This window comes from Pedobacter sp. 05L430, assembly GCF_056397585.1.
Genome location: NZ_JBFTNT010000019.1, coordinates 16,621 through 37,509, shown reverse-complemented (window position 1 = coordinate 37,509; position 20,889 = coordinate 16,621). Strand labels below are relative to the sequence as shown.

At 40.3% G+C, this 20,889-nt stretch carries 13 protein-coding genes; 2 read left to right on the top strand and 11 right to left on the bottom strand.

Features of this window, described 5'->3' with window-relative positions:
* Window positions 1-3 precede the first annotated feature (3 nt).
* From AC1DG9_RS06220 to AC1DG9_RS06180, 9 genes are all read right to left on the bottom strand, one after another.
* Entirely contained in the window at window positions 4-1,290 is a 1,287-nt protein-coding gene (locus AC1DG9_RS06220; RefSeq protein ID WP_477634411.1) for a hypothetical protein, read from the bottom strand.
* A 23-nt stretch (window positions 1,291-1,313) separates the two neighbouring features.
* Window positions 1,314-2,615, bottom strand: a complete 1,302-nt coding sequence (locus tag AC1DG9_RS06215) for a hypothetical protein (RefSeq protein WP_337717177.1) — start codon at window positions 2,613-2,615, stop codon at window positions 1,314-1,316.
* 109 nt (window positions 2,616-2,724) lie between these two features.
* The gene (locus tag AC1DG9_RS06210) at window positions 2,725-4,818 is read right to left on the bottom strand and encodes a tetratricopeptide repeat protein (RefSeq protein WP_337717179.1); all 2,094 of its coding nucleotides are present in this window, start codon (window positions 4,816-4,818) and stop codon (window positions 2,725-2,727) included.
* 8 nt (window positions 4,819-4,826) lie between these two features.
* The gene (locus tag AC1DG9_RS06205) at window positions 4,827-5,408 is read right to left on the bottom strand and encodes a hypothetical protein (protein ID WP_172661399.1); all 582 of its coding nucleotides are present in this window, start codon (window positions 5,406-5,408) and stop codon (window positions 4,827-4,829) included.
* A gap of 14 nt (window positions 5,409-5,422) precedes the next feature.
* On the bottom strand, window positions 5,423-6,532 hold the full coding sequence (locus tag AC1DG9_RS06200; protein ID WP_477611825.1) for a hypothetical protein: 1,110 nt from the start codon (window positions 6,530-6,532) through the stop codon (window positions 5,423-5,425).
* Window positions 6,533-6,684: 152 nt separating this feature from the next.
* Window positions 6,685-10,593, bottom strand: coding sequence for a tetratricopeptide repeat protein (locus tag AC1DG9_RS06195; protein ID WP_477634410.1), 3,909 nt, complete (start codon window positions 10,591-10,593; stop codon window positions 6,685-6,687).
* Between the two features lie 11 nt (window positions 10,594-10,604).
* Window positions 10,605-11,153: a hypothetical protein gene (locus AC1DG9_RS06190; RefSeq protein ID WP_172661402.1), complete on the bottom strand. Its 549-nt coding sequence runs from the start codon at window positions 11,151-11,153 to the stop codon at window positions 10,605-10,607.
* Window positions 11,154-11,247: 94 nt separating this feature from the next.
* The gene (locus tag AC1DG9_RS06185; RefSeq protein WP_337717183.1) at window positions 11,248-12,621 is read right to left on the bottom strand and encodes a hypothetical protein; all 1,374 of its coding nucleotides are present in this window, start codon (window positions 12,619-12,621) and stop codon (window positions 11,248-11,250) included.
* 66 nt (window positions 12,622-12,687) lie between these two features.
* Window positions 12,688-13,941: an FISUMP domain-containing protein gene (locus tag AC1DG9_RS06180; RefSeq protein WP_337717185.1), complete on the bottom strand. Its 1,254-nt coding sequence runs from the start codon at window positions 13,939-13,941 to the stop codon at window positions 12,688-12,690.
* A 431-nt stretch (window positions 13,942-14,372) separates the two neighbouring features.
* On the opposite strand from AC1DG9_RS06180, the gene AC1DG9_RS06175 reads away from it, so the two are divergent.
* Both AC1DG9_RS06175 and AC1DG9_RS06170 read left to right on the top strand, forming a co-directional pair.
* The gene (locus tag AC1DG9_RS06175; protein ID WP_477634409.1) at window positions 14,373-16,043 is read left to right on the top strand and encodes a tetratricopeptide repeat-containing sensor histidine kinase; all 1,671 of its coding nucleotides are present in this window, start codon (window positions 14,373-14,375) and stop codon (window positions 16,041-16,043) included.
* 9 nt (window positions 16,044-16,052) lie between these two features.
* Window positions 16,053-16,667, top strand: a complete 615-nt coding sequence (locus tag AC1DG9_RS06170; RefSeq protein ID WP_172661406.1) for a response regulator — start codon at window positions 16,053-16,055, stop codon at window positions 16,665-16,667.
* A 270-nt stretch (window positions 16,668-16,937) separates the two neighbouring features.
* Here the strand turns inward: AC1DG9_RS06170 and AC1DG9_RS06165 are convergent, their stop codons facing one another.
* Together AC1DG9_RS06165 and AC1DG9_RS06160 are read right to left on the bottom strand one after the other, a co-directional pair.
* Window positions 16,938-19,157 (bottom strand): outer membrane beta-barrel family protein, encoded by a 2,220-nt coding sequence (locus AC1DG9_RS06165; RefSeq protein WP_337717283.1) that lies wholly within the window; start codon window positions 19,155-19,157, stop codon window positions 16,938-16,940.
* 33 nt (window positions 19,158-19,190) lie between these two features.
* Window positions 19,191-20,873 carry a M56 family metallopeptidase gene (locus tag AC1DG9_RS06160; protein ID WP_288882177.1) on the bottom strand — a complete coding sequence of 561 codons (1,683 nt, stop codon included), beginning with the start codon at window positions 20,871-20,873 and terminating at the stop codon, window positions 19,191-19,193.
* Window positions 20,874-20,889: the final 16 nt, after the last annotated feature.

The following is a 20,889-nucleotide window of genomic DNA, read 5'->3' as shown; positions in this document are numbered from 1 at the left end:
TTCCTACTCTAGCATATTCCTTACAGCATCGAAATCGAAGTTTTCGGTAAAATTTTCTACCAAACTTTTCCCAAGAGGAGTTTTTACGTACCTATAGGTCAATTCTATCATATAAGGCTTTACCGGATTTCTTTCTGAACCCTTAAAATAGTCGGGATTATATTGATAGAGCGTTGAACCACCTTTGTTATCCCAAAATCCATCAAAGGTAAATGATCCGGTTCTTTGGGCGGCCTCTTTGGTATCGGCATTGTAGGTCTCTACCCATACCTCATCGTTGGGGGCCGAGCCATAAGTCCTTTTCCAGGAAAAGGTTTCAGCTTTGGGTTTTACAACGGCAGACTGGGTCAGCCAGGCCGCTGTATTTTCTTTCAATACCTTTTCCACCGTGGTTTTTTTAGCTTCTATTTTTTCTTGCCAGTCCGGGTATTTGGCCTTTTTCACGATCAGGTTCCGTTTCCCGTTTTCATACAACTGAGGGTACTTTTTCGGATCTTTCATCATGCCAGCGCTTTCGCTTTCAATCTCTTTTATTTTGTCGGCTATTAAAAGCCTTTCTCTTTCGTAATAGACCAGCAGGGCTTCGAGGTATTCTTTACGCGAAACAGGCATAAATACCAAAGCACCAGGTTTTGTGCAATACCAATGACGGGTCATATATACATTACGGCTACCTTCTTTCACAGTGTGTTCCGGAATATCCTGATAAAATCCCTTACTGTTATTGATATTTTTAGTGGCATCCATTTTAATAAAATTGTGCAGGGCGATAAATTGCCCATTGTATTTTTTTGGTGTTTCGTAATAATATGCTTCGTCAGGAAAAGAAAAAGCAGTTTCTATCCCGGTATAACGATTAACGTAGGCACGAAAAACATTTGCATATTCACTGTTGACCATCATTTTATTTTTGACACAGATATATTCGTAGCAGCCCATATTAAGGTCATAGCTTGCCAATGCATATTTGCCAACTATTGTAGTAGCGGTATTGCCCGAAAACGCAGTTTTAAGCACACACCCTTTAAGGATATAATTGCTACGGCTTTGTTTTTCGAGCGTTTCGATTTTAGTAAGTATGGMATTGGCAGCAGCTTTATTAGCTGCCGTACCCAAGGCATCCAGCCAATGTGCTTTCTCTTGCGGCCATTCGCAATGGGCTGCATCTATATGCTTTCCAGGAAGCGCTTCCAGGTCTTTTGACGACTGGCAATCTTGTGCATTAACCTGCTGCGTTAAAGCAACCGTTGCAATTAATGTGGCAATGGTCGATGTATGTATTCGTTTCATGGGTCGAATTTAATTTTAGATAATTATTGCAACATCTTTTTCAATGCACCAATATCAAAATGCTGTTCCCAGTTGTTAAACAACCTTGAAGAGTAGCCATAATCTTTTGTGATTTCATACCGAAACTGTACTTCTATCAACAAAGGTTTTGCAGCCTGCCCGTTATTGGATACAAAATAGGCTGGATTTAAAACATATAGGGCACTTTTATACTCTCCTTCTGCATCATAAAACCTACCCAAAGCTTCCAGGATTTTATTTGCATCTTTTAGCAATCTATCCTGGTCTACCACTGCCGGTTTTTGTAACCATTCTGGTTTTTGTTTGGCAAGTAGGTCATTCACTTTTGCTTTTTTTGCTTCATATATCCTGGGGTAAGCAAGTTTGTCTGCTTCCAAAGCTGCCATTGTTCTTTTTGCAGACTCAGAAGTATTATTTCCTATATTTTTAATTTTTTCCGCGTTGTCATACTCAAAATTGGCTTTTTCAATTTCAAAATATTCCAGCATATCCTGCAGGTATTGCTTGCGGCTAACGGGGATCAGTAAAGGCACTCCCGGTTTGGTGAGGAAATAACGACGATCTATAAATTGATACGAATTAGGTCCGTGATTGTCATACCTGCCGCCCATTTCCCAGTGCTCAACATAGCCATTGCCATTGTTGAGTTTTAAAAAATCGCTATGAAAATCTTTATAATTATCAGAGCGGGCAACCATCAGCGTTGCTTCTGAAATATATTGTGATACGCGGCTGGGATTGTTGTTTTTGTCTTTTTCAAAGTTGGGCCCCACTTTTGCTTGTACAGGAATTTCGTACATCGGATTCCCATTTTTCATATTGAACTCGCCAGTACCTACTGCATGTACGCCTCCAGGCATTATATAAGGATTAAACTCAACCCTGAAAACCGTTCTGTATTCATCTACGATTTTGGTTGCGTGTTGGGACACATTGCAGACAAAAGCATATATACCCATGTTGTACCCATAGCTGGCATAAACATTTTTACCGTAATCACTGCTACCATGCCTGGCAAAACTTACTCTGGCGGCACATCCCGTCAACTTAAAATCCTTACGGCTGGCTTCTTCCAGTTTTTCTGCTGCGATGAGGTTTTTCATCATCGTAGTTTTTTCGGCGGGTGTGCCTTTTAAACTAAAGCCATATATTGTATTGTTGTGGTCGGTATAAATACCGGGCATACCGTCAACTTCTGCACGTGAACCACAGGGCGTTAATGGGTCAGTTATTTTTTTTATTCCTTGCGAAAAACCTGCAATGCTCCCCAATACCATTACTGAAAAGATCAAAAACTGTTTCATTTGTTTATAATTTTGTTTTTAGTGGTCAAATGTTCCTTACCATGATTAAATCATCATTCCTATGTGAGTTTAATGATGATTTAATCATGGACGGTTCATCGTTTGTTGTTTATTTAAAGATACCTGTTCCGTTTAGTGAGCCTGCGCCGCTATTAAGGCTCATTCTTCCTTCCATGCCTGCGCTTGCACCGGCAGAGCCAACTCCGGCAGCGGCTTCTGCACCCGCAACCACCACTACATCGGTTATACCGGTTCTGTCAATTTCAATATCTGCACCTACACCAGCGCTTACACTGGCCTGTAATGGCCCCAATTTGCCGCCGGCACTTACTTTAGGTCCAATGCTAACTGTGCAATTCTTAAAGGAATCGCCAAAACCTGCATGATCCAGATCCTGGTTCAAAGTACCGCTGATCACACCTGCATTAACAGTAGTAGTTAAGCCACTGCAGGTAAGCGTCATCGTGAAGCCGAGCCTCGCACTACCAAATTCGCTATTGATATTGCAGTTGGGATCTTTAAACTCGGTAAGCTTACCTTCTTTTATTTTACCCGGACTTGCACAGCCGTAACTTACCTGAAGCACTTCGGCTTTAAAGGCCAGGTCTTTTAACCATTGTTGTTTTAGGCCAGCATTGATACCAGGAATCAATTCGGGATAAGTAGTGTACAATGATAAATAAGCCATTTCATTCAAAAACTGCTTCTGCACCTCCAAATATTCTTTGTACAATTCTTCGCACTTTGTATTGTATGCACTCAGGTAAACATCTATTGCTTTTATAGATTCGTTGCAAAGCACCCCATTATTTTCTGTTCCGCCCTCTCCAACGTTTTTCCATCTTTCGTTGATCTTTTTCATAGTGGCTTCATACTCTTTTTTGTAAGTGGCACCATCTCCTTTCGTAAAATCGGCCATTTTTTGCAGTACCTTATCCTTTTTTAGCTGAAGGTTTTGCAGCACTATTTTCTCTTTGGCGTTCATTTTTTCCGAAAACATGGGTATACCCACAGTTTGCATGGCACTACTTTGGTTTACTGAACCAGGATTGGCCAACGTTTTGTTCATGACGTTCATCAACTGTTTTTGCTGCTCCTCCAAACGCTTGATCGTTTGCTTATTCGACTCTTCGCTAAGTTTTTGTAAGGGTTTTATTGCCTGATCAATAGCTACGCTAAACTGTTTCCATTGCGTTTCGTACATTTTCATTGCCGCATAAGATTTTGGAAATTCCATTGGTGAAAAGTTACCGAGATTCAATAGATCGTTACTTTTGTTAGTACGAGGAAAACCAGTATAATCATCTGCTCCAGGTGTATAGCCTAATTGCTTTAACTTGTCTTTTCTTGATGCGGTGTTTCCCTGCTTAAATGCGGCTTTGGCATATGCAAGCGCTGCTGCTTTATCACCTTTGTGCTCAGCTATCAGACAAAGGGTTTGATTGGCCTGCGCGTGTGATGCGCCAAGTGCAAGTGTGGTATCCAGGTATTTTTGGGCTTTGTCCACATCGCCTAGTGCAAACCATGCCTGGCCAAGGTTGTTGAGTATGGTACTGTTCTTTTTAAATCGGCCATTGAGGTTACTGAGAAGAGGAATTGCCATTTCAGGAGCCCCCGTCATCGTTAACATAGCTGCATAATTATTCAAATTATCGGTGTTATTGGCATCATCTTTACATACCTGTGCCATCAGGCTCAATGCGATTTGTGTACGGCCACCCACCCACAATGCGACAGCAGCATTGCCCATTTCATCAATGCTTGCTCCTTTTTCTTTCAGGTCTTTATAGAGATTGTTGGCTTTATTTTTTGCAGCAGGAAGTACAGCGGCAAAAGTTGTATTTCCTGTATTGCCGATAAATGCACCCATGTTTACTTTGGATGGTGTAGCAGCAATACCAGCAATGGCTTTGATGTCTTTTGCAGGAATAAGACCGTTGGCAACACCGCCACTTTTTGTTGGCTGACTTTTGTTTACCTGTTTTATGGCATTGTCCATCTTTTGTCCCACACCATATTGATTGAGCAGACTGTCGTATCCTTTTTTGGCCTTAGGGTCCATTTTAGAAGTCTTTTCATTGAGTTTTTGCATGGCCTCAGCCAATCGCTTTTTGTCGGCTTCCATTTGTTCTTTAGATGGCTTTTGGGCAAAAGCAATAAATGGCAGTAGTATAAACAAGGAGATAAGTATTTTCGATTTCATAGCAATAATTATAGATTATCACACCATAAACCCAGCACCGATGATTTCCCAGCATCGTTTGTACCACCAGTTGCGGCATTACCAATTTTAATTTGATTGGCTTTTGGCAATTCCAGTGAATTTACAAATGCCAATATTTCTTCCTGATATTTACTGGTGTTGGTCAGGATTACAACGCTAACCGTTTGGCCGTATCCCGTTGCCGTAATTAGTGTTGCCAATCCTTTGTTATTGCCATCTACATAATTTGCCTGTCCGGTAATGCAACTCCAGCCTGTTTCTATATTCATATCCGAAATGCTTGGCGCTGTGTCACCGCTTACTGCTCCTTTTACCAATTTATCCCAATCATTATTAAAATTTTCATTAGCTGATGCAGAAGATGCCCTTGCTTTGGTGATCACCGCAATTCCATAAACACCTGTTTTTTTATCGGTAATGGAAAGTTGAATACCTGCTTCACTTTTTTGTTGTTGCCAGCCTTTTGGAAAAGTAAAAGAAACCACATCAAAAGTCTGTTTTTGTGCAAAACTGGTACAGCTCATCACTATTAGCACACTCAATAAAATAAAATATTTTACGTGTTTCATTGTTCAAAGGTTGATTAAGGAATTTCACAAAGAGTCCATTTAGTACCAGCTACATTACTTTGAGCTCCTGCAAATGCCAATAATCCAAAACCAGACGAATAGTTTCCTGCACCAAAGCCAAATGCAAGAAAATTGCCAGTTGGTTTTTGTTTTATAACGGAATACGTTTTAGTTAAATTTCGTTCTGAATATAACACAAATGTTATCGGGGAACAGATCCCTACTTCTGTTTGCCATTCTGAAAACGATGCCCCAAAAAAAGGCGTTTCATAATAAAAACCTAAACTGGTGCCCAATACAGAAATAGCATAAGCACTGCCATTCCATTTATAACTTTTTGTAACTTGCAGGCGCCTGCTATCTGATGGAAATCTACCTGGTATGCTAACAGTGTCTAAGGTAATACCCGCATCAGAGTACCTTCCCCATGGACCATCAGCAGTAGTGAAGGTATGAATTGCTTTTGTAGGGTCTGTGTCAGTAAACTCTCCATACCAGTGGTTAGTGAACCCTATACCCGATTTACTTTCATCAAAAAGAACTCCCGAACTTGGGATTTCGTCAATACACCGGAACGGGTTAGGATCATCAGGCTTAGTAACTATTGGAGGGGTATTAGACGTTTGCAAGCCACCTCCACCAGGTGTATATCCCTGCACTGGTTTAGCCAATTCATATTGAAATCTCAGAAACTCGCTAAACTTAATCTTATCCTTTACATTATCGGGAAACACGGCTCTTATTTTTGCTTGATAATCCCGCTCATCAATGTTTGCCTCTTCCCAAACTTTCTTAATAAACGGATAGTATTTTTTGGAAACATTTGCTATCCCCGATCGTTTTTCTTCGTTTGTTTTTGCATCGGCTATGGCCTTAATATCTTGCTGGTAGGCTTTATAAGTGGCTGGGTCGGCATCCATAAGCTTGCCCAGTTTGTCAATAACTGGTTTCACTATTTCTGCTATTTTCTTTGCTATTTCTGTTTTCGCATCATCCTGGGGTAGCCTTAATTCTTTTATACTTTTTAGGATGAATGCACTCTCGTCTTTAACTCTTGGTTTGATTTGTGCCTTAGCTGTTATTGTTCCTACAATGAACAGGAATAAGATGATTAATTTTTTCATAAGTATATAATTTGTTTATATCGGTAATGAAGCTATCAAGAGCAATATTATTCATTTCTGTTTGTGAGCGTTTGCTCATAATGGTTTCATTAATTTTGTGATATAAAAGTAGCTTGATATAAAAAAATGGTCAATCATTAAAAAAGATGATTTTATGGCTTGTTTAAACCCAGCACATTTGCAATATAACCGCTTGCTTTTATCCCTTCATTTACAGAAATATTAGTGGAGGCAATATTGGCTTCTCCACTAACCGCACCGATATTTCCCCCGGCCGAAACGCCTGCAGAGATTCCCCAGTCTGTTACCTGTACCCCGCCATTTGGCCCGGCACCAACGGTGATGTACTCCACCGCAGATGCGCCTGCTGAAACTGCTGTTACATTTTGATTGCCAATATGCCCTTCTATTCCTATGCCTGCACCAATTGTTGCCTCTTTAAAAGTGCCATTTTCATTGAAATTCAAATTTAATTCTCCCACAAAACCTTCGCCACCGGATATGCTCATGGAGTTACAATTGAACCCAATCTTTGCAGGGCCAATGCCCAACGTTCCTTTGAAATTGGCACAATAATCTTCTTCCCATGGCTTTGGCTTGGATGGCTTCTTATCTTCTTTTGCTTCTTGGGATGGATAGATACAGGGCTCTGCAACAGTGTATACCGAAAGGATCTTCCTTACATCAGTAATATATTTTACCTGTGCATCCAGAAGAAAGCGGTTGCTGTTATCGTTTAATTGAACCGGCATCCAGTTAGCATAATCCCTGAAATAAGTACGGCTTACCAGCTCGCTTTTTTGAGCAAACTGGTTGGTGAGCTTTGCCAGGTCAGAAAGATATATCTGACTTTCTTTATTGTATTCTTCACAACGGGCTTTCTTTAGGCGCTCCATTTCTTCCTCTTCTTCTACCTTGCCTTCACCGCCTTCTAATTTATTCAACAGTGCATTATATTTTTTGGTGATCGCACTTATCTTTTTATTGTAGGCGGTTGTTAATGTTCTTTTGTTCTGTGTAAAAATCTGCTCCAGGTCGCTTTTCAATTTTATGTACCACGCCGCACTTTGATTTACAATATTGGCTGCTTTCACCATCATCATTGCTGTTCCTTTGTTCTGGTTGATATTTGCGATTACTTGTTTCATATCCGCTTCGGGAATCTTTTTATAAGCGGCCCTGATATCATCGGCAGTTTGAGACAAAGCAGTTTTTTCTTTTTCTAAAAATCCGTTGAAAGATTTTGCCTGCGCCAGGTCTTCGGTCATGGCAGGCAGCTCCAGCCGGCGAAGCATGGGGAATTCTTTAAAGTTTGTATTCGCAAAATCTTTTTGTTTTTGATGATTGCCTTCAATTTTATTTAATATTTCAGCTGCTTCATTATCATACCGTGATTTAAGCACTTGTTTTAAACAACCAATAGCTTTATCGGCTTCAGCTTTGTTATTGGTTGCCGATGCTTTGCCCAGGTGTACAAAAGCGGCCACTTTATTTCCGTTAGCGTTCAAACTGTCTTTTGCAATGCTTTTATCCGCAAACAGGGAAGCATTGTTCATATCGCCAAGGTTATAATAAGCAGTTGCCATATTGGACAATACATCCGGGTTGTTATTGATTTTACCATTCACATATTGTAAAACAGGAATTGCTTTTTCTGAATAACCATAAGCATTCAACAGCGAAGCCAGGTTGTTGGCAGTATTCATAACATTGTAGTCTGCCTGCATGGCTTTGCAGAATAAATACAAAGCTGCTGTTGGTTTGTTGCTCAGCCATGCGCCAATAGCTTCTGCAGCAATTGCTTTTGGTGCCGTTATTTTTTTTGCTTTGAGGTAACCGTCTATCTTATTTACATTATCTGTATTCAATTTGGTGGATACAGTATTTTTCAGGTCATCAATTAATTTTTTAAATGCAGCATTGCTCAACACTGTATTGGGTATAGCATCTAATAATGCAGAACGTGAAGGCGCTTTGAATGGGGGTAAGGTTGCCACTGCTTTATTGCTTCCTTCTGCCTGTGCCGGAATGAGGGTAGCGCTTTTAAACCCTGTAGGATAACTTATCGGCKGCATATTACCTATTTTTTCTAATGGTTTAAATGCATAGTCCGATGTTTCAAATGTAGCAGCATCGGGTGTTGTGGATTTTTTGTCTTTTACCACTCCGGCAAATTGCGGCTCCTGCGGAATAGTATTTTGCACAGGGCTGCCACTTTTTACATACACATTACTGAAATACACACCCGGTTCGCTGCAATACCAGGCGTATCTTCTAAAAGATTTTCCCGCAGGGATTGCATTATCATCATGCATTAGTTCTTTGCCATTTACAGAAACAGCTATTGCAGCGCCGTTCACGGAAATTGTTACATGTGCTACATCGCCTGCTTTGGCAGTGGGTATCCTGGTATTAGTGAACGTTTCTTTGTATTCAACACTCATGTACCGTTTGCTTGTTTCGGTTTCGCCACTCATGGCTAATGAAAATTGGAAGCCTTCCCTGTTTATATCGTGCAAATCAATTGGGTTACTTTTCTTCGGGTCTTCCGTATCTATCCTGAAGTAAAAAGGCGTTCTTTGGTTTTTTACATTTTTTCCGAAATACACATCGTAGTTCACGGTAAAATTGGCGCCAAGCGGTTTATTAAAATTGGGATAGAAACTAAAATCCTGCGGTACAGAAATCCATTTGCCGGATTGTCCATTCACTGTGCTTACCGATGCATTTGCAAAATCATGCCCGTTGTGTCCATAAGTGTGCCATACTTTTGCAGACAGTGTTCCATCGGTATAACCGTTAAAATCATCGTACAAAATAGTGTAAGGGTCTTTATTTTTTGTAGATGCTGTTACCGAAACCATTGCAGGCGCTGAAAATATATTGCCCGTAGATTTTGCCGGCGCTTTTACGGGCGTATAAGCCATACTCTTTCTTGCATCAGGCTGCGCAAGCCACCTGGCTACATAATCAAAATTAAAATTGTTCAACAGAGAATACACCATATGCGATATATCGGTACCAAACTTTGTATCAAATTTTGCAGGGTTTCCTACTATCGCCCTATTCAGTGGTGTAAAATTAAAATACACCCAAAGCGGGTTATCTGTTTTTGATTGGTCGATGGTTTGTTGCGTGGTGCTAACAAGGATGCTGTGTTCAGGAAATGTTTTATTAATAGGGTTTCCGTTTATGATTGCCCCGGGGTCCAGCAGGTAATGATCATTATTATCATTGATAGCATTGTTTGGATTATAATTAGCTCTTAATTTCACCACTTCATTGTAATAAGGCTTTAATCTTTCCAAAGCTTTTTTTACAGGCTCTGCCGAGTAAGGATTTTTTTGAAGGATAGCGGGATAAGCGGCCAATTGTTGCTGAATGTATGCAACGGCATCCTTTACCAGCACGGGTTTAAAAGGCCAGTCTCCATTTTTGGAAACCACCACGCCAACTTTAAACATCTGCTGGCCAGCATCGTGATAATGATCTAAGTAGGTACGATAGTTATATAGATTGGGCTGAATTTTTTTATCTATTCCTTCTTTTGATAATTGTGCATCATCATCGCCACTGCTGAACTGTGCCTCCTCGGCAAAGAAATACAACCCACCGGGATTAAATTTTTTGATAGCTACGCCCGGAAAATCATTAAACCCTGCAATTAATTTCAGGCCCTGTTCACAGCACTTGAGGTCAATTTTACCATTGACAAAATGAGCAGAATAGCCCAGCAAATTGATACCATAACTATGCAGCGGGCTATAATCATCTACATACCAGCGTTCATCGTTTTTGGCGATGGTGCGCACTATCAAACCCCGTGGCAAATAGGATTGTTGTATCCAGCTTAGCAATAAATCCGATGCCTGCTGTTGCCATGCAGAATAGGCCCCGCCTGCATATAGGCCTTTTACGGGTTTATAAATCGCCTTTGAATTTATAGGATTGCTTACATATTGCCATCCGATTACGGAGTCCCTGTTGAGTTCCTGATCGCTTTGTGCCTGTGCGCCAAAAGCGATAAATAGAAATACTATTATTGCTACGTATGATTTCATAACTATATTCTCTATGGCTTTATTTCCAGCTTCAACTCTCCTGTTACTGTTCCAGGTGTATAACCCGCTGGTGCATTAGTAACAGGAAGTACTTGCAGGGTATAAGTACCTGTTAGTGTTTTGTTGCTGTTGTTATAAATAAGATTGCAGTTCATGGTTACATTTGTATTCTTTTTTAAAAGGATAGTTACATTATTGCCATGAACGGTGTAAGTACCAGATTCGAGCCTTGTTACAGCTTCGGGGGTAGTGAGACTACAGCTAACTGTGCCGTTACTGAGAAATTTAAAAGAAGGATCGGTAATCGAATGGCCTGCATTGGGTGTAACCCACCAACGAATAAGGTTCCAAGTATGTGTTGTTAAAGAGGTAGTTATAGGGTCTGGTTTGCTCGGTAATTTAATAGGCCTACCTCCAGGAATTTCTATTGGTTGTTGTGGCAATTGCGGCAACTTTGTATCGATTACATTTTTTATAGGTGGCACCTTCGGTGGCGCTTCCTGTGCATTTGCAGCAATAATGGTTACTGCCAAGCTTAGTAAAAGAATAATTTTTTTCACGTATAACGAGATTTAATGGTTTGGAACAAATGTTTTATTTAATCTGTAAAACAGATTATTGTTGGTGATAAAACCACTATTATTGGTATTATAATTAAATCTTTTGAAAAGGAACAATCGTTTCTATTCTGTTCTTATCATAATTAAAGGCATAAAAACCCATTAAATTTCTCCATTCATTATTACCAGATTTTCTTGAATAAAACCGTATGAAGTATTTTGTTACCGGGCCTGAACTAGTTTTTCTTTCCATCACATTTCCTTTAAAGGCAAATACACCTTCACCTTTAAATTGTTTACTCTTAATCAGGTCATTATAATAATCATAGCCCACCGTATAAGAAGATTGCGCCAATACATAATATTTCCCTTCCACAGTGTAACTGGTCGCAAAACTTAAACTATTACCATACGATCCACTGCTTGAAACCCATGTGCCTGTTAACTGCTTTTTATAATCCATATTTTTTTCAGCCACCCCATTTATTTTTAAAGTGAATAAAAGAAAATTCAAGCCCATCTCCATCTCGCTGCCCAGTATTATATCAGCCGAATTAATTACAGCTACATTTGTTCCTACCTGTATAAGCAGCACCGTACCTTTTACAACCGATCCATTTTTACTAATGCTATTACTTAGCATATAATATGGCAGGCCCTGGCTGGTAACTCCTTTTTCATGATCACCTTTTTCGAATAACTGGTTGTTAGAACTGTTATACAGACCCCAACCATCAAAAACCTCGAAGAAAATATGTTCCATATCTTTTTCTAAACTGCCAGATGATTTTACCATACTCATCAACTCAATAATTTTTTTTCCAGTAGTTGTATTTTTTTCTAGTGTCAAACTATTTCCACTTGCATTTAAACTCCACGTAGGTGGAACAGTGATGGAATACCTATTTTTGTTTCCTGAACTGGTTGTATAGTTTGTTGGCGAATTCTGTTGTGTATTATTGTTCTGTGCAGTTGCCGTTTCATTTAAGTCGAGGCTTTTTATAAAATCCAGTATTTGGTTTTGATATTTATCGGTGTTGGTCATAATTACCACGTTCGCCATTTTGCCGTTGCCTGTAGCGGTTATTAGTGTTACCCATCCTTTATTCGAGCCATCGGTATAGCTGGCTTGCCCCGAAATAACATTCCATCCTTTTTCAGTAGCAGGATTTTGCATGTTTGGTTCTCCGGAAACAGACACCGTACCTTTCACCAGTTTTTCCCAGCTGGTCATAAAGTTTTCGTTTGCTGGTGCCTCGGTCGCTACCGAATTTAAAATAACAGCAGCGGCATAGTTTCCTTTACCATCGTTTTTGGTGGACAGTTGAATGCCATTTGCCATTTCCATTTTATCCCAACCGTTGGGTATAACATAGTTTATTACGTCAAAAGCTTGCTTTTGGGCAAAACAAGTAGAACTTACCATCAATAGCAGGTTCAACAGGAGCATGTTTTTTATAGGTTTCATCTTTTTAAGGTTATCATTTCTGAAAAATCATTTCAAAATGCCAGCAGGTATACATTAATAATAACATCAATCTTTTACACAGCGTACGGAATAGCCATTATATTTAAATCCAGATGAGATATCAACTTCTATATATGAGTGATACAATCGAATTTCATCGCCGGCTACTCCACCAGATACTCCACTATCCTCTGTAGAAGCCCAGTAATAGCCAATCAAAGACAAGTTATCAAAGTTCCCATGGGCGAAACGGTATCCACCCGGAAGAGCCGAAAACCCGCTGCTATTGGTTGCACCCACATTGGGTGTACTCCAATAAAGTAAGTCTTTTAAGGGGCCCCCTGCTGAGTATTTGCCATTTAAGAATGTTATCAATGTTATCCATTCATCCTTTGTAGGTACATGCCATCCTGCAGGTGCTATATTGTTGCTGTTGTTTACGGCATACCAATTATACAGCTTACCATAAGGATTATTATTTTTACTGTCATTGTTATAGTAACAATAGGCTCCTTTTGTAAAGGCATCCCATGTTTGCGAATCAGGAGCAGTTAGTATCTCAGCGCCGTTTCGGTAATGCGTAGTTTTCAGATTCTCCACCATCCAGCATTGTGTACCGATAGTAACGGTATGATACACGTTACCGTCCACATCAGTGACAGTTCCACAATTAGCCAAGCCTGTTGTGGTAAAACTTATTTCGTTACCATAAGCGGTGCCAATGCTGTTGGTTGCATATGCCCGTACATAGTAAGTAGTATTACTGTTTAGGCCTGTAAGGTTGCTTGTAAAATTGCCTGCGCCGCTCCCATCTGTTGTTTTATCATTGACAATAGAAGGATTGTTGTTTGTACTCCAACACACACCTCTTGCGGTAACGACACTATTGTCTATGCTACTGATCGTGCCGCCTGAAACGGCTGTCGTATTGGCAATGCTGCTGATGGCTACGGTGCTTACCATAGGCAACTGCGGTGCTACACTTACTACAATATAGCCGGTTTTTGTTTTGGTATTGCTGCCGTCGGCATTTGTTACAGTAAGCGTTACATTGTATGTTCCCGCAGCGTGGTATTGAATATTGACCGGATTTTGCAAAGAAGAAGAAGACGGCGTACCTCCCGCAAAGCTCCACGACCACGATGTAGGATTGCCGGTAGATAAATCTGTAAAGCTGGCCACCGAATCTGTTTTAATACTAGTAACACTTGCAGAAAAATCTGCTGCCGGTAAGATTGCATTATCCTTAATCTTAGTGCAGGAAATAATTAGCGTACTGCATAACATCAAAACAAACGGCAAGAATTTTAAATCTCTCATGATTTCATTTTTTATGCAGTAAAAGTAGATAACTTACCAAACCGACGTAATCATTAAAAAAGATGATTTTTTAGTATACGCTTTTAAAAAATCATTAAAAAAGATGATGGAAAATATGGACCCACAACATTTTATTTGCGTAGTAGAAAAATGTAAATTAGGGTATGAGAAAATCACTGCTGATATTATTTGCAGGCTTTATAAGTTTCGCCTCTCAGGCACAAGGATTGAATAGAAACAGTCTAAAACGAACTATTAACTATAACAAAAAAGATAGCAATACTGTAAATGTTTTATATCAATATGGAGAAACGTACAGGCAAGACAACCCTGATTCTGCCACTTTTTACTATAACAAAGCAAAAGAGCTTTCTCAAAATATAGGATATAAAAAGGGTGTTGCAACTTATGCAAGCTATCAAATAGTAATATTGAATAATAAAGGTTTATTTAAAGAGGCTTTGTCTCTTACTCTTGATGCCCTTGATATTTTTAAAAAATATGGGAACAAAAAAGACTTGTCGGTTGCCAATTTAAATGTGGGTAGTGAGTGGGAATATCTTTCCGATTTTTCTACTGCGTCGGAATATTATTTAATTGCAAAAAAATATGCAGAAGAAATTGACGACAAAAAAATGTTACGAATAGCAAACAATAATTTGGCTTCTGTATTTATAAATTTACAGGAATATGCCAAAGGTCTTGAGTATGCAGAAAAAGCATACAAACTCGCTGTAGAATTAAATAATAAAACTGCGCAGGCTAATACACTCTGCAATATCGGAACCGCCTCTAATAACCTTAAAAATTATGATAAAGCCATAAGCGTATTTCGGGAAGTAGGAAAAATAGGTAAAGAAGAAAAGGACAACATTAACATTGTAAGTGGGTGGTTAGGTATAGCAGATGCCTTAAAGGGTAAACAAATGTATGCATTGGCAATAAAATATTATGATACAGTACTTTATTTTTCAAGACATGAAGAGTTGCCTGAATATACTTTGTATGCCAATATGGGCATGGGACAAACTTTAATTGAATCAAGAAAATATTTAAAAGCAGTCCCTTATCTCAATGAGGGAATCAACTTAGCTCATAAATTTGGTTCAAAAAATGAGTTAAGCAGCTTATACGAATATCAGTCTAATTTGTACAAAGGAGTAGGAAAACTTGATAGCGCATTGGCGTATCGTCAAAAGTTTGAGTTACTACGAGATACTATATTAGGAGAAAATACCAAAAATACTGTAGCAAACCTAGCAGCCAAATACGAATTTGAAAAAAAAGAAGCACAGATTAAACTACAACAAGCGCAGCTTCGCCAAAAATCTATCCTCAATTATATTCTTATCGGCAGTGCGCTTGCCATATTAATTATTTCACTGCTAGGTTATCGCAACTATATTCATCGCCAAAAACTACAGCAATTAAAAATTGATGAATTAGAAACCGAAAAACAACTTACCGCTACAGAAGCAGTACTAAAAGGTGAAGAACAGGAACGTACCCGACTAGCCAAAGACTTGCACGATGGGCTTGGCGGGATGTTAAGTGGAATRAAATTTTCATTAAATAATATGAAAGAGAATTTAATAATGACCCCGGACAATGCTCTTGCTTTTAATCGCAGCATCGACATGTTAGACAGCTCTATACAGGAAATGCGCCGCGTAGCACATAACATGATGCCCGAAATACTGGTAAAATATGGACTGGATGTTGCATTGAAAGAATTTTGCATGGAGATGGATCGTAGTGCTGTGTTACATGTAAACTACCAGTCGGTGGGGATGCAGCAAACAAGCATACCGCAAACTACATCAGTCGCCATTTATCGCATTATACAAGAGTTGCTGAACAATGCGATTAAACATGCCCATGCCAAAAATGTATTGGTGCAATTGCATCAAGCTGATCAGGAAAAACTATTAGCCATTACGGTAGAAGATGATGGAAATGGTTTTGATGTCAATCTTTTAACACAATCTGGTGGAATGGGCTGGCATAATATTAAAAACCGCGTTGAGTTTTTAAAAGGCAGGATAGATTTGCAATCCGGTCCTGGCAAAGGTACTTCAGTAATGATAGAGATTAACATTTAACTACAGGCAATGAAAATAAGCATTTTCGTAGTAGATGACCATTACATGGTGACAGAGGGTATTCGTTCTTTACTGCAAAACGAAAAAATACTTGATTGGATGGGCCATGCCACCAACGCAGCATCCTGCCTTAGTTTTCTTAAGCTACACGAACCTGATGTGATACTAATGGATGTAAACCTTCCTGATAAAAGCGGAATAGATTTATGTAAAGAAGTTAAGCAACTGTATCCCTCTTTAGCTATACTTGGGCTTAGTACATTTAACCAGCAAGCCATTATCAAAAACATGATGGATAATGGTGCTTTAGGTTATGTATTAAAAAATGCCACAAAGGAAGAACTGTTAGAAGCGATAAACACCGTGATTAAAGGCAAAGTATATTATAGTTTCGAGGTCTTAAGCGCAATGAGAAAACCAGAGCCCAATCAGCTTCTAATCACCAGAAGAGAAAAAGAGGTTTTATTGTTAATTGCAGAAGGACTAACCAATGCAGAAATATCAGAAAAACTTTTCATCAGTATTCCAACTGTAAACACACACCGCAAAAGCCTGTTAGAAAAATTTGAAGTAAAAAACACAGCCATGCTAATCGGTAAGGCTTCAAAATTGGGATTGATTTAATTGTCTTGCAATATTATTTCTAAATCATCTATTTGACATTAAGAAAGTTGGGTTAATAAACAAATAGTGTTACACCGCCAGGGCATGTATTTCGCAAATAGTAGACACTTTAAACACAGCGTCGATGGATCAGTGAGTACTGGCTATATTGATTACGATATTTTTAATAGCGAGGAGAAGGCACTTTTATTATTTTTGTCGCAAAAAATAAAAAGTGCCTTTCCTGTTTTTAAATGACATTTACTAAAGTTAAGATAATCCCCGTGGCGGCTAGTTTTTCACTCTTTCCAATTCATTTCCGGCGCCACCGGTATTGCGCTTCTTCGCAGCAGAAGCTCCTTTGCTGAAACTATAGCTGAAAGAGACAAGGCCTATTCGGTTGTCAAAAATGTTGCGGTAAGTGGCCCGGGTCTGCGGAATGTTGAGTATTTCGCCCTGTGGCCTGAAGCGGTTCAGCACATCACGTAAAGTAAATTTCAGGGTACCTTTATCTCCGAGGATTTTCTTTGAGACGCCGGTGTTGATGTTGTAAAGCGCGCGCTTTTTAAACTGAGCGCTTTGGTTGGGCGTCACGTACATGGCGCTCAGTTCTGCGCTCCATCCTCTTCCGAAATTGAACTGGTTATTTGGATTGACATAAAAATAAAAGCTCTGTATGGTATTGCCATCATTGCCGGGCAAGCCACTGAAATCAATTTCGACTGCTTCACTGTACATATTCAATGTGTACCAGTTTCCCGCCTTCAGGTTYAGGTTAACAGAGCCCCCGTAAAAATGCATTTTCCCAATGTTTCCTGTCCTGCTGATAAAAATGCCTTTTTCCTGCTCAATGACTTCAGAAATCATTGATGAGGTAACGTTGTAAAAAAGGTCGATGCTGAGCTTATTGTTGTGGTTAAAATTGAGGTCGATCTTGTGAGCAAACTCCGGTCTGATATAAGGATTGCCGGCAAAGTAAGTGAACTTATCCAATAGAAAAATAAAAGGATTCAGGTCCTGGTAGTATGGTCTTCTGATTCGTTTCCCGTAATATAGTGTGAGTTTATTTTTGGCGCTATCCAATTTGTAGGAAAGATAAACTGTTGGAAAGAGATTGGTATAGTGCTGCGAAAAGGAGGAATCCGGGCGGAGCCCATTGCTTAGTTGGTGTCCTTTCATATTTGTCTGTTCCATGCGCAGTCCGGCCTGTATGCTCCATTTCTTCCATTCCTTGCTGAAATTCACGTAAGCTGCATTAATGTTCTCCTTGTACCGGAAGTGATTGGTCTTTTCATTGTCCACCAGCAACACATCTCCCCGACGTATAAAGTAATCTGCAGTATTATCGGTGTTCACAAAGCTGGTCTTTGCACCTGCAGAGAATTTTGCTTTATGGGCCAGGGGGTGCTCGTAATCGCCTTTTGCAGCATAGATGGCAATGTCTGAGGGAAGTTGAGCCACGAGGTTCTCTTCGTTGATACTATTATTGGTGGTATTAAAGATTCTATTTGCAAAAGACTGGTCCGTTCTGGCACTATAGCTGATGTGGTCGAGATCGAAGCTGAGTTCGCGGCCCAGACTGTCAAACTTATGACTGTAATTGAAATTGATCCCGTTGCTGTTCAGTTTCGACTGTTCAGAATTGAGTGCCGTAATCAGAGAGTCCGTCTGTCCTGCAGAACCCGTTGCGATAGCCCCCACTTCTTTTCGGTTACGGCCGCTGTTGTAAGATCCGGTAAACACAAAACCCAGCGTGGTCTTCTCGCTGACATAGAAATCCATGCCTGCTTTGATATTCGGGGTTTTGTTCCGGTTGCGGAACACAGTACTTTGCATAAAAGCAGAGGTCAACTGCTGGTCCTGGTCATAAAACCAGCGGTTGATGTCCAGATCCCTCCAGGTGTCGGTTTTATTGTAACCGAGAGTGGTAAAAAAGTTGAACTTATTTTTGCGGTAGTTCAGGTCGATGCTCTCATTGTGGCGCCAATTCGGTGAGTACCCTGCACCAGCATTTATAGATCCGTTCCAGCCACTGATCAGTGATTTTTTCGTGCGGATATTGATGATCCCGGCGCCTCCCGCCGCATCATAGCGGGCGGGGGGATTTGGAATAAGTTCAATCTGGCTGATGCTGCCCGAAGGAAGCGATTTCAGGTACGCGGTAAGGGCGGCTTCCGAAAGATAAGTAGGGCGGTTGTCAATGAATACGACCACACCCTGCTGACCTTTCAGGCTAATTTTCCCGTCCTGATCAACCATAACCCCAGGTGCTTTCTCCAAAACCTCCAGCGCATTGCTGCCGGCATTGGAGATCAGGGCGTCTACATTGATGACTGTACGGTCTATTTTGTGTTCTATAAAACTTTTTTTTCCACTGATCTTTACTTCTTTGAGGTCTACCGGCTTTTTTAAGGTATCAGTTTTATTCCCCGAAGTATCCTTTTTTTGGGCAGGCTTGGATTGCGCTGCGGCCAAAATTGGGGCAATAGCTATCCACAGGGTGAATGTCACCCTCAAAAATGAGTTCGTCATATCCCTTTTTAGTTATTTAAGATAGTAGCTGCTGGATGTGCTAACTCCTTTRCCATTCCTGTTGTAAGAAAAATCAATGGTATCTTCTGGAGACTTAAGGAAATTTTTTAATACAGCATCTTTTACTGCCTCAGCTTGTTTTTTGCCGTTTACAGTCAATTCTTTGTTGCTGATGTGGAAACGAAACTGATCACCTTTGGTATCGATACCAGCTTTTTCCAGGGCTTTGATCAAATTCTGGGTCAGATCAGAAGACTTAGCTTCGACTTTTGGAGATGGTGAAAGCTTTACCCTTGGATTAGGGCTGGCTATAGGGCTCAGTTTCACCTGGGGATCCGCATTGAGGGTTGAGGAGTACTGCTGACTACTGTCCAATGCCATATTTAATGCACTTAGTACTGTTGTAGTTATGTTCGAAGCGAAATTCTCGACCAGCTTATGGTCTACGTTTAAAGTTACATGACCAGTGTTATTGGTGTTTGAATTGACGTTTACCGAAATCTCCGGTTCAACACTGTCTTCAGTATTGGCCGTTTCTTTAGTTACCGTTGCCGGGGAACTTGTTTTTGCTGCTGGAGGTCGTACTTTTGATTTTACAGTGGTTCGTTTCTGAGGTTTAGCAGCAGGGCTGGTCTGAGATTTTTCCTTTTTTGCAACGGGTTCCTGGAAAATGGACTTTGGAGCCGGATCAGTTGTGCGCAATAGTGTAAAGCTGCAGAGCAGTAGCACAGCGATCAGCATACATCCCTTTTCTATGGAATTTAACGCGGTGTTCTTTTGGTAGACCATTCGTTTTATCCTGCTGACCAGGTTGCTTTCTTTTGCAAATGCCATGGCATATGTGGGCACCTTTAGCTGGTATTCCTTAAAGGAAAGCAATGCCTGGATATAGTTGTGTTTTTCATCCGCATTTTGGAGTACCAGTTCATCGCAGCAATTTTCCCGTTCTTTTCTGATTAGCGCCGATAACCATAATACTGCAGGGTTAAAGAAGAAAAGCAGTTCCAGTACATGTTGTAAAATATTTACCAGGAAATCCATTCTCTTGATGTGAGCAAGTTCGTGGAGCAGCATCATTTCTATTTCCCGGGGTTTAATGGCGGTGATCATTCCCAGGGGGATTAAGATCACTGGCTTGAAATGACCGATGACCAGCGGTACCTGGGTGAGCCCTGACTGCATGATCCTGACCGCTTTAGACAGGCCCATTTGTCCAGACAGCCTTGCCAACTGGTCTTCCCAGTGTTTACCAGCCGGATACACCTGGCGGGTTTTCAGGTAATGAAGCTCAAACAGGTTGCTGGTCAGCTTAATGCTTTTTGCGAAGACAATAAATAACCAGATCAGGGTGATGGTTCTGGCATTATCGTTCATAAAATCCCTGCTTGAGGCGATCAGATCTGTTGTCTCCGTATTTATTGTGTTATTGATACCAGCTTTCCGGAAATCCGTTGTTACTTGCGGAGTTCTTATCAGGCGGTTGAATGCGCTCGTGGTTGGATTGGTTTCACGAAGTTTGAAAACAACGGTAACTGCTATACTTGCCGTGAATAAAGCCAATAGTGTCACCAGTATACGGTAACGCAGTAAAGGACTTGCTGAACGGGTGAGCAAGAGTGTAAGACCGGTCAGCAGGGCCAGTATCAGGCCGAGTGCCAGGGAATATAGTAAAACGGTGTTTAAGATCTGTTCCATAATTTAGGTTTTAATA

What these genes read in the sequence shown, in the direction of transcription:
- AC1DG9_RS06215 (WP_337717177.1), bottom strand. Translation starts at nt 2,615, where the DNA reads ATGAAACAGTTTTTGATCTTTTCAGTAATGGTATTGGGGAGCATTGCA.
- AC1DG9_RS06210 (WP_337717179.1), bottom strand. Translation starts at nt 4,818, where the DNA reads ATGAAATCGAAAATACTTATCTCCTTGTTTATACTACTGCCATTTATT.
- AC1DG9_RS06205 (WP_172661399.1), bottom strand. Translation starts at nt 5,408, where the DNA reads ATGAAACACGTAAAATATTTTATTTTATTGAGTGTGCTAATAGTGATG.
- AC1DG9_RS06200 (WP_477611825.1), bottom strand. Translation starts at nt 6,532, where the DNA reads ATGAAAAAATTAATCATCTTATTCCTGTTCATTGTAGGAACAATAACA.
- AC1DG9_RS06185 (WP_337717183.1), bottom strand. Translation starts at nt 12,621, where the DNA reads ATGAAACCTATAAAAAACATGCTCCTGTTGAACCTGCTATTGATGGTA.
- AC1DG9_RS06180 (WP_337717185.1), bottom strand. Translation starts at nt 13,941, where the DNA reads ATGAGAGATTTAAAATTCTTGCCGTTTGTTTTGATGTTATGCAGTACG.
- AC1DG9_RS06170 (WP_172661406.1), top strand. Translation starts at nt 16,053, where the DNA reads ATGAAAATAAGCATTTTCGTAGTAGATGACCATTACATGGTGACAGAG.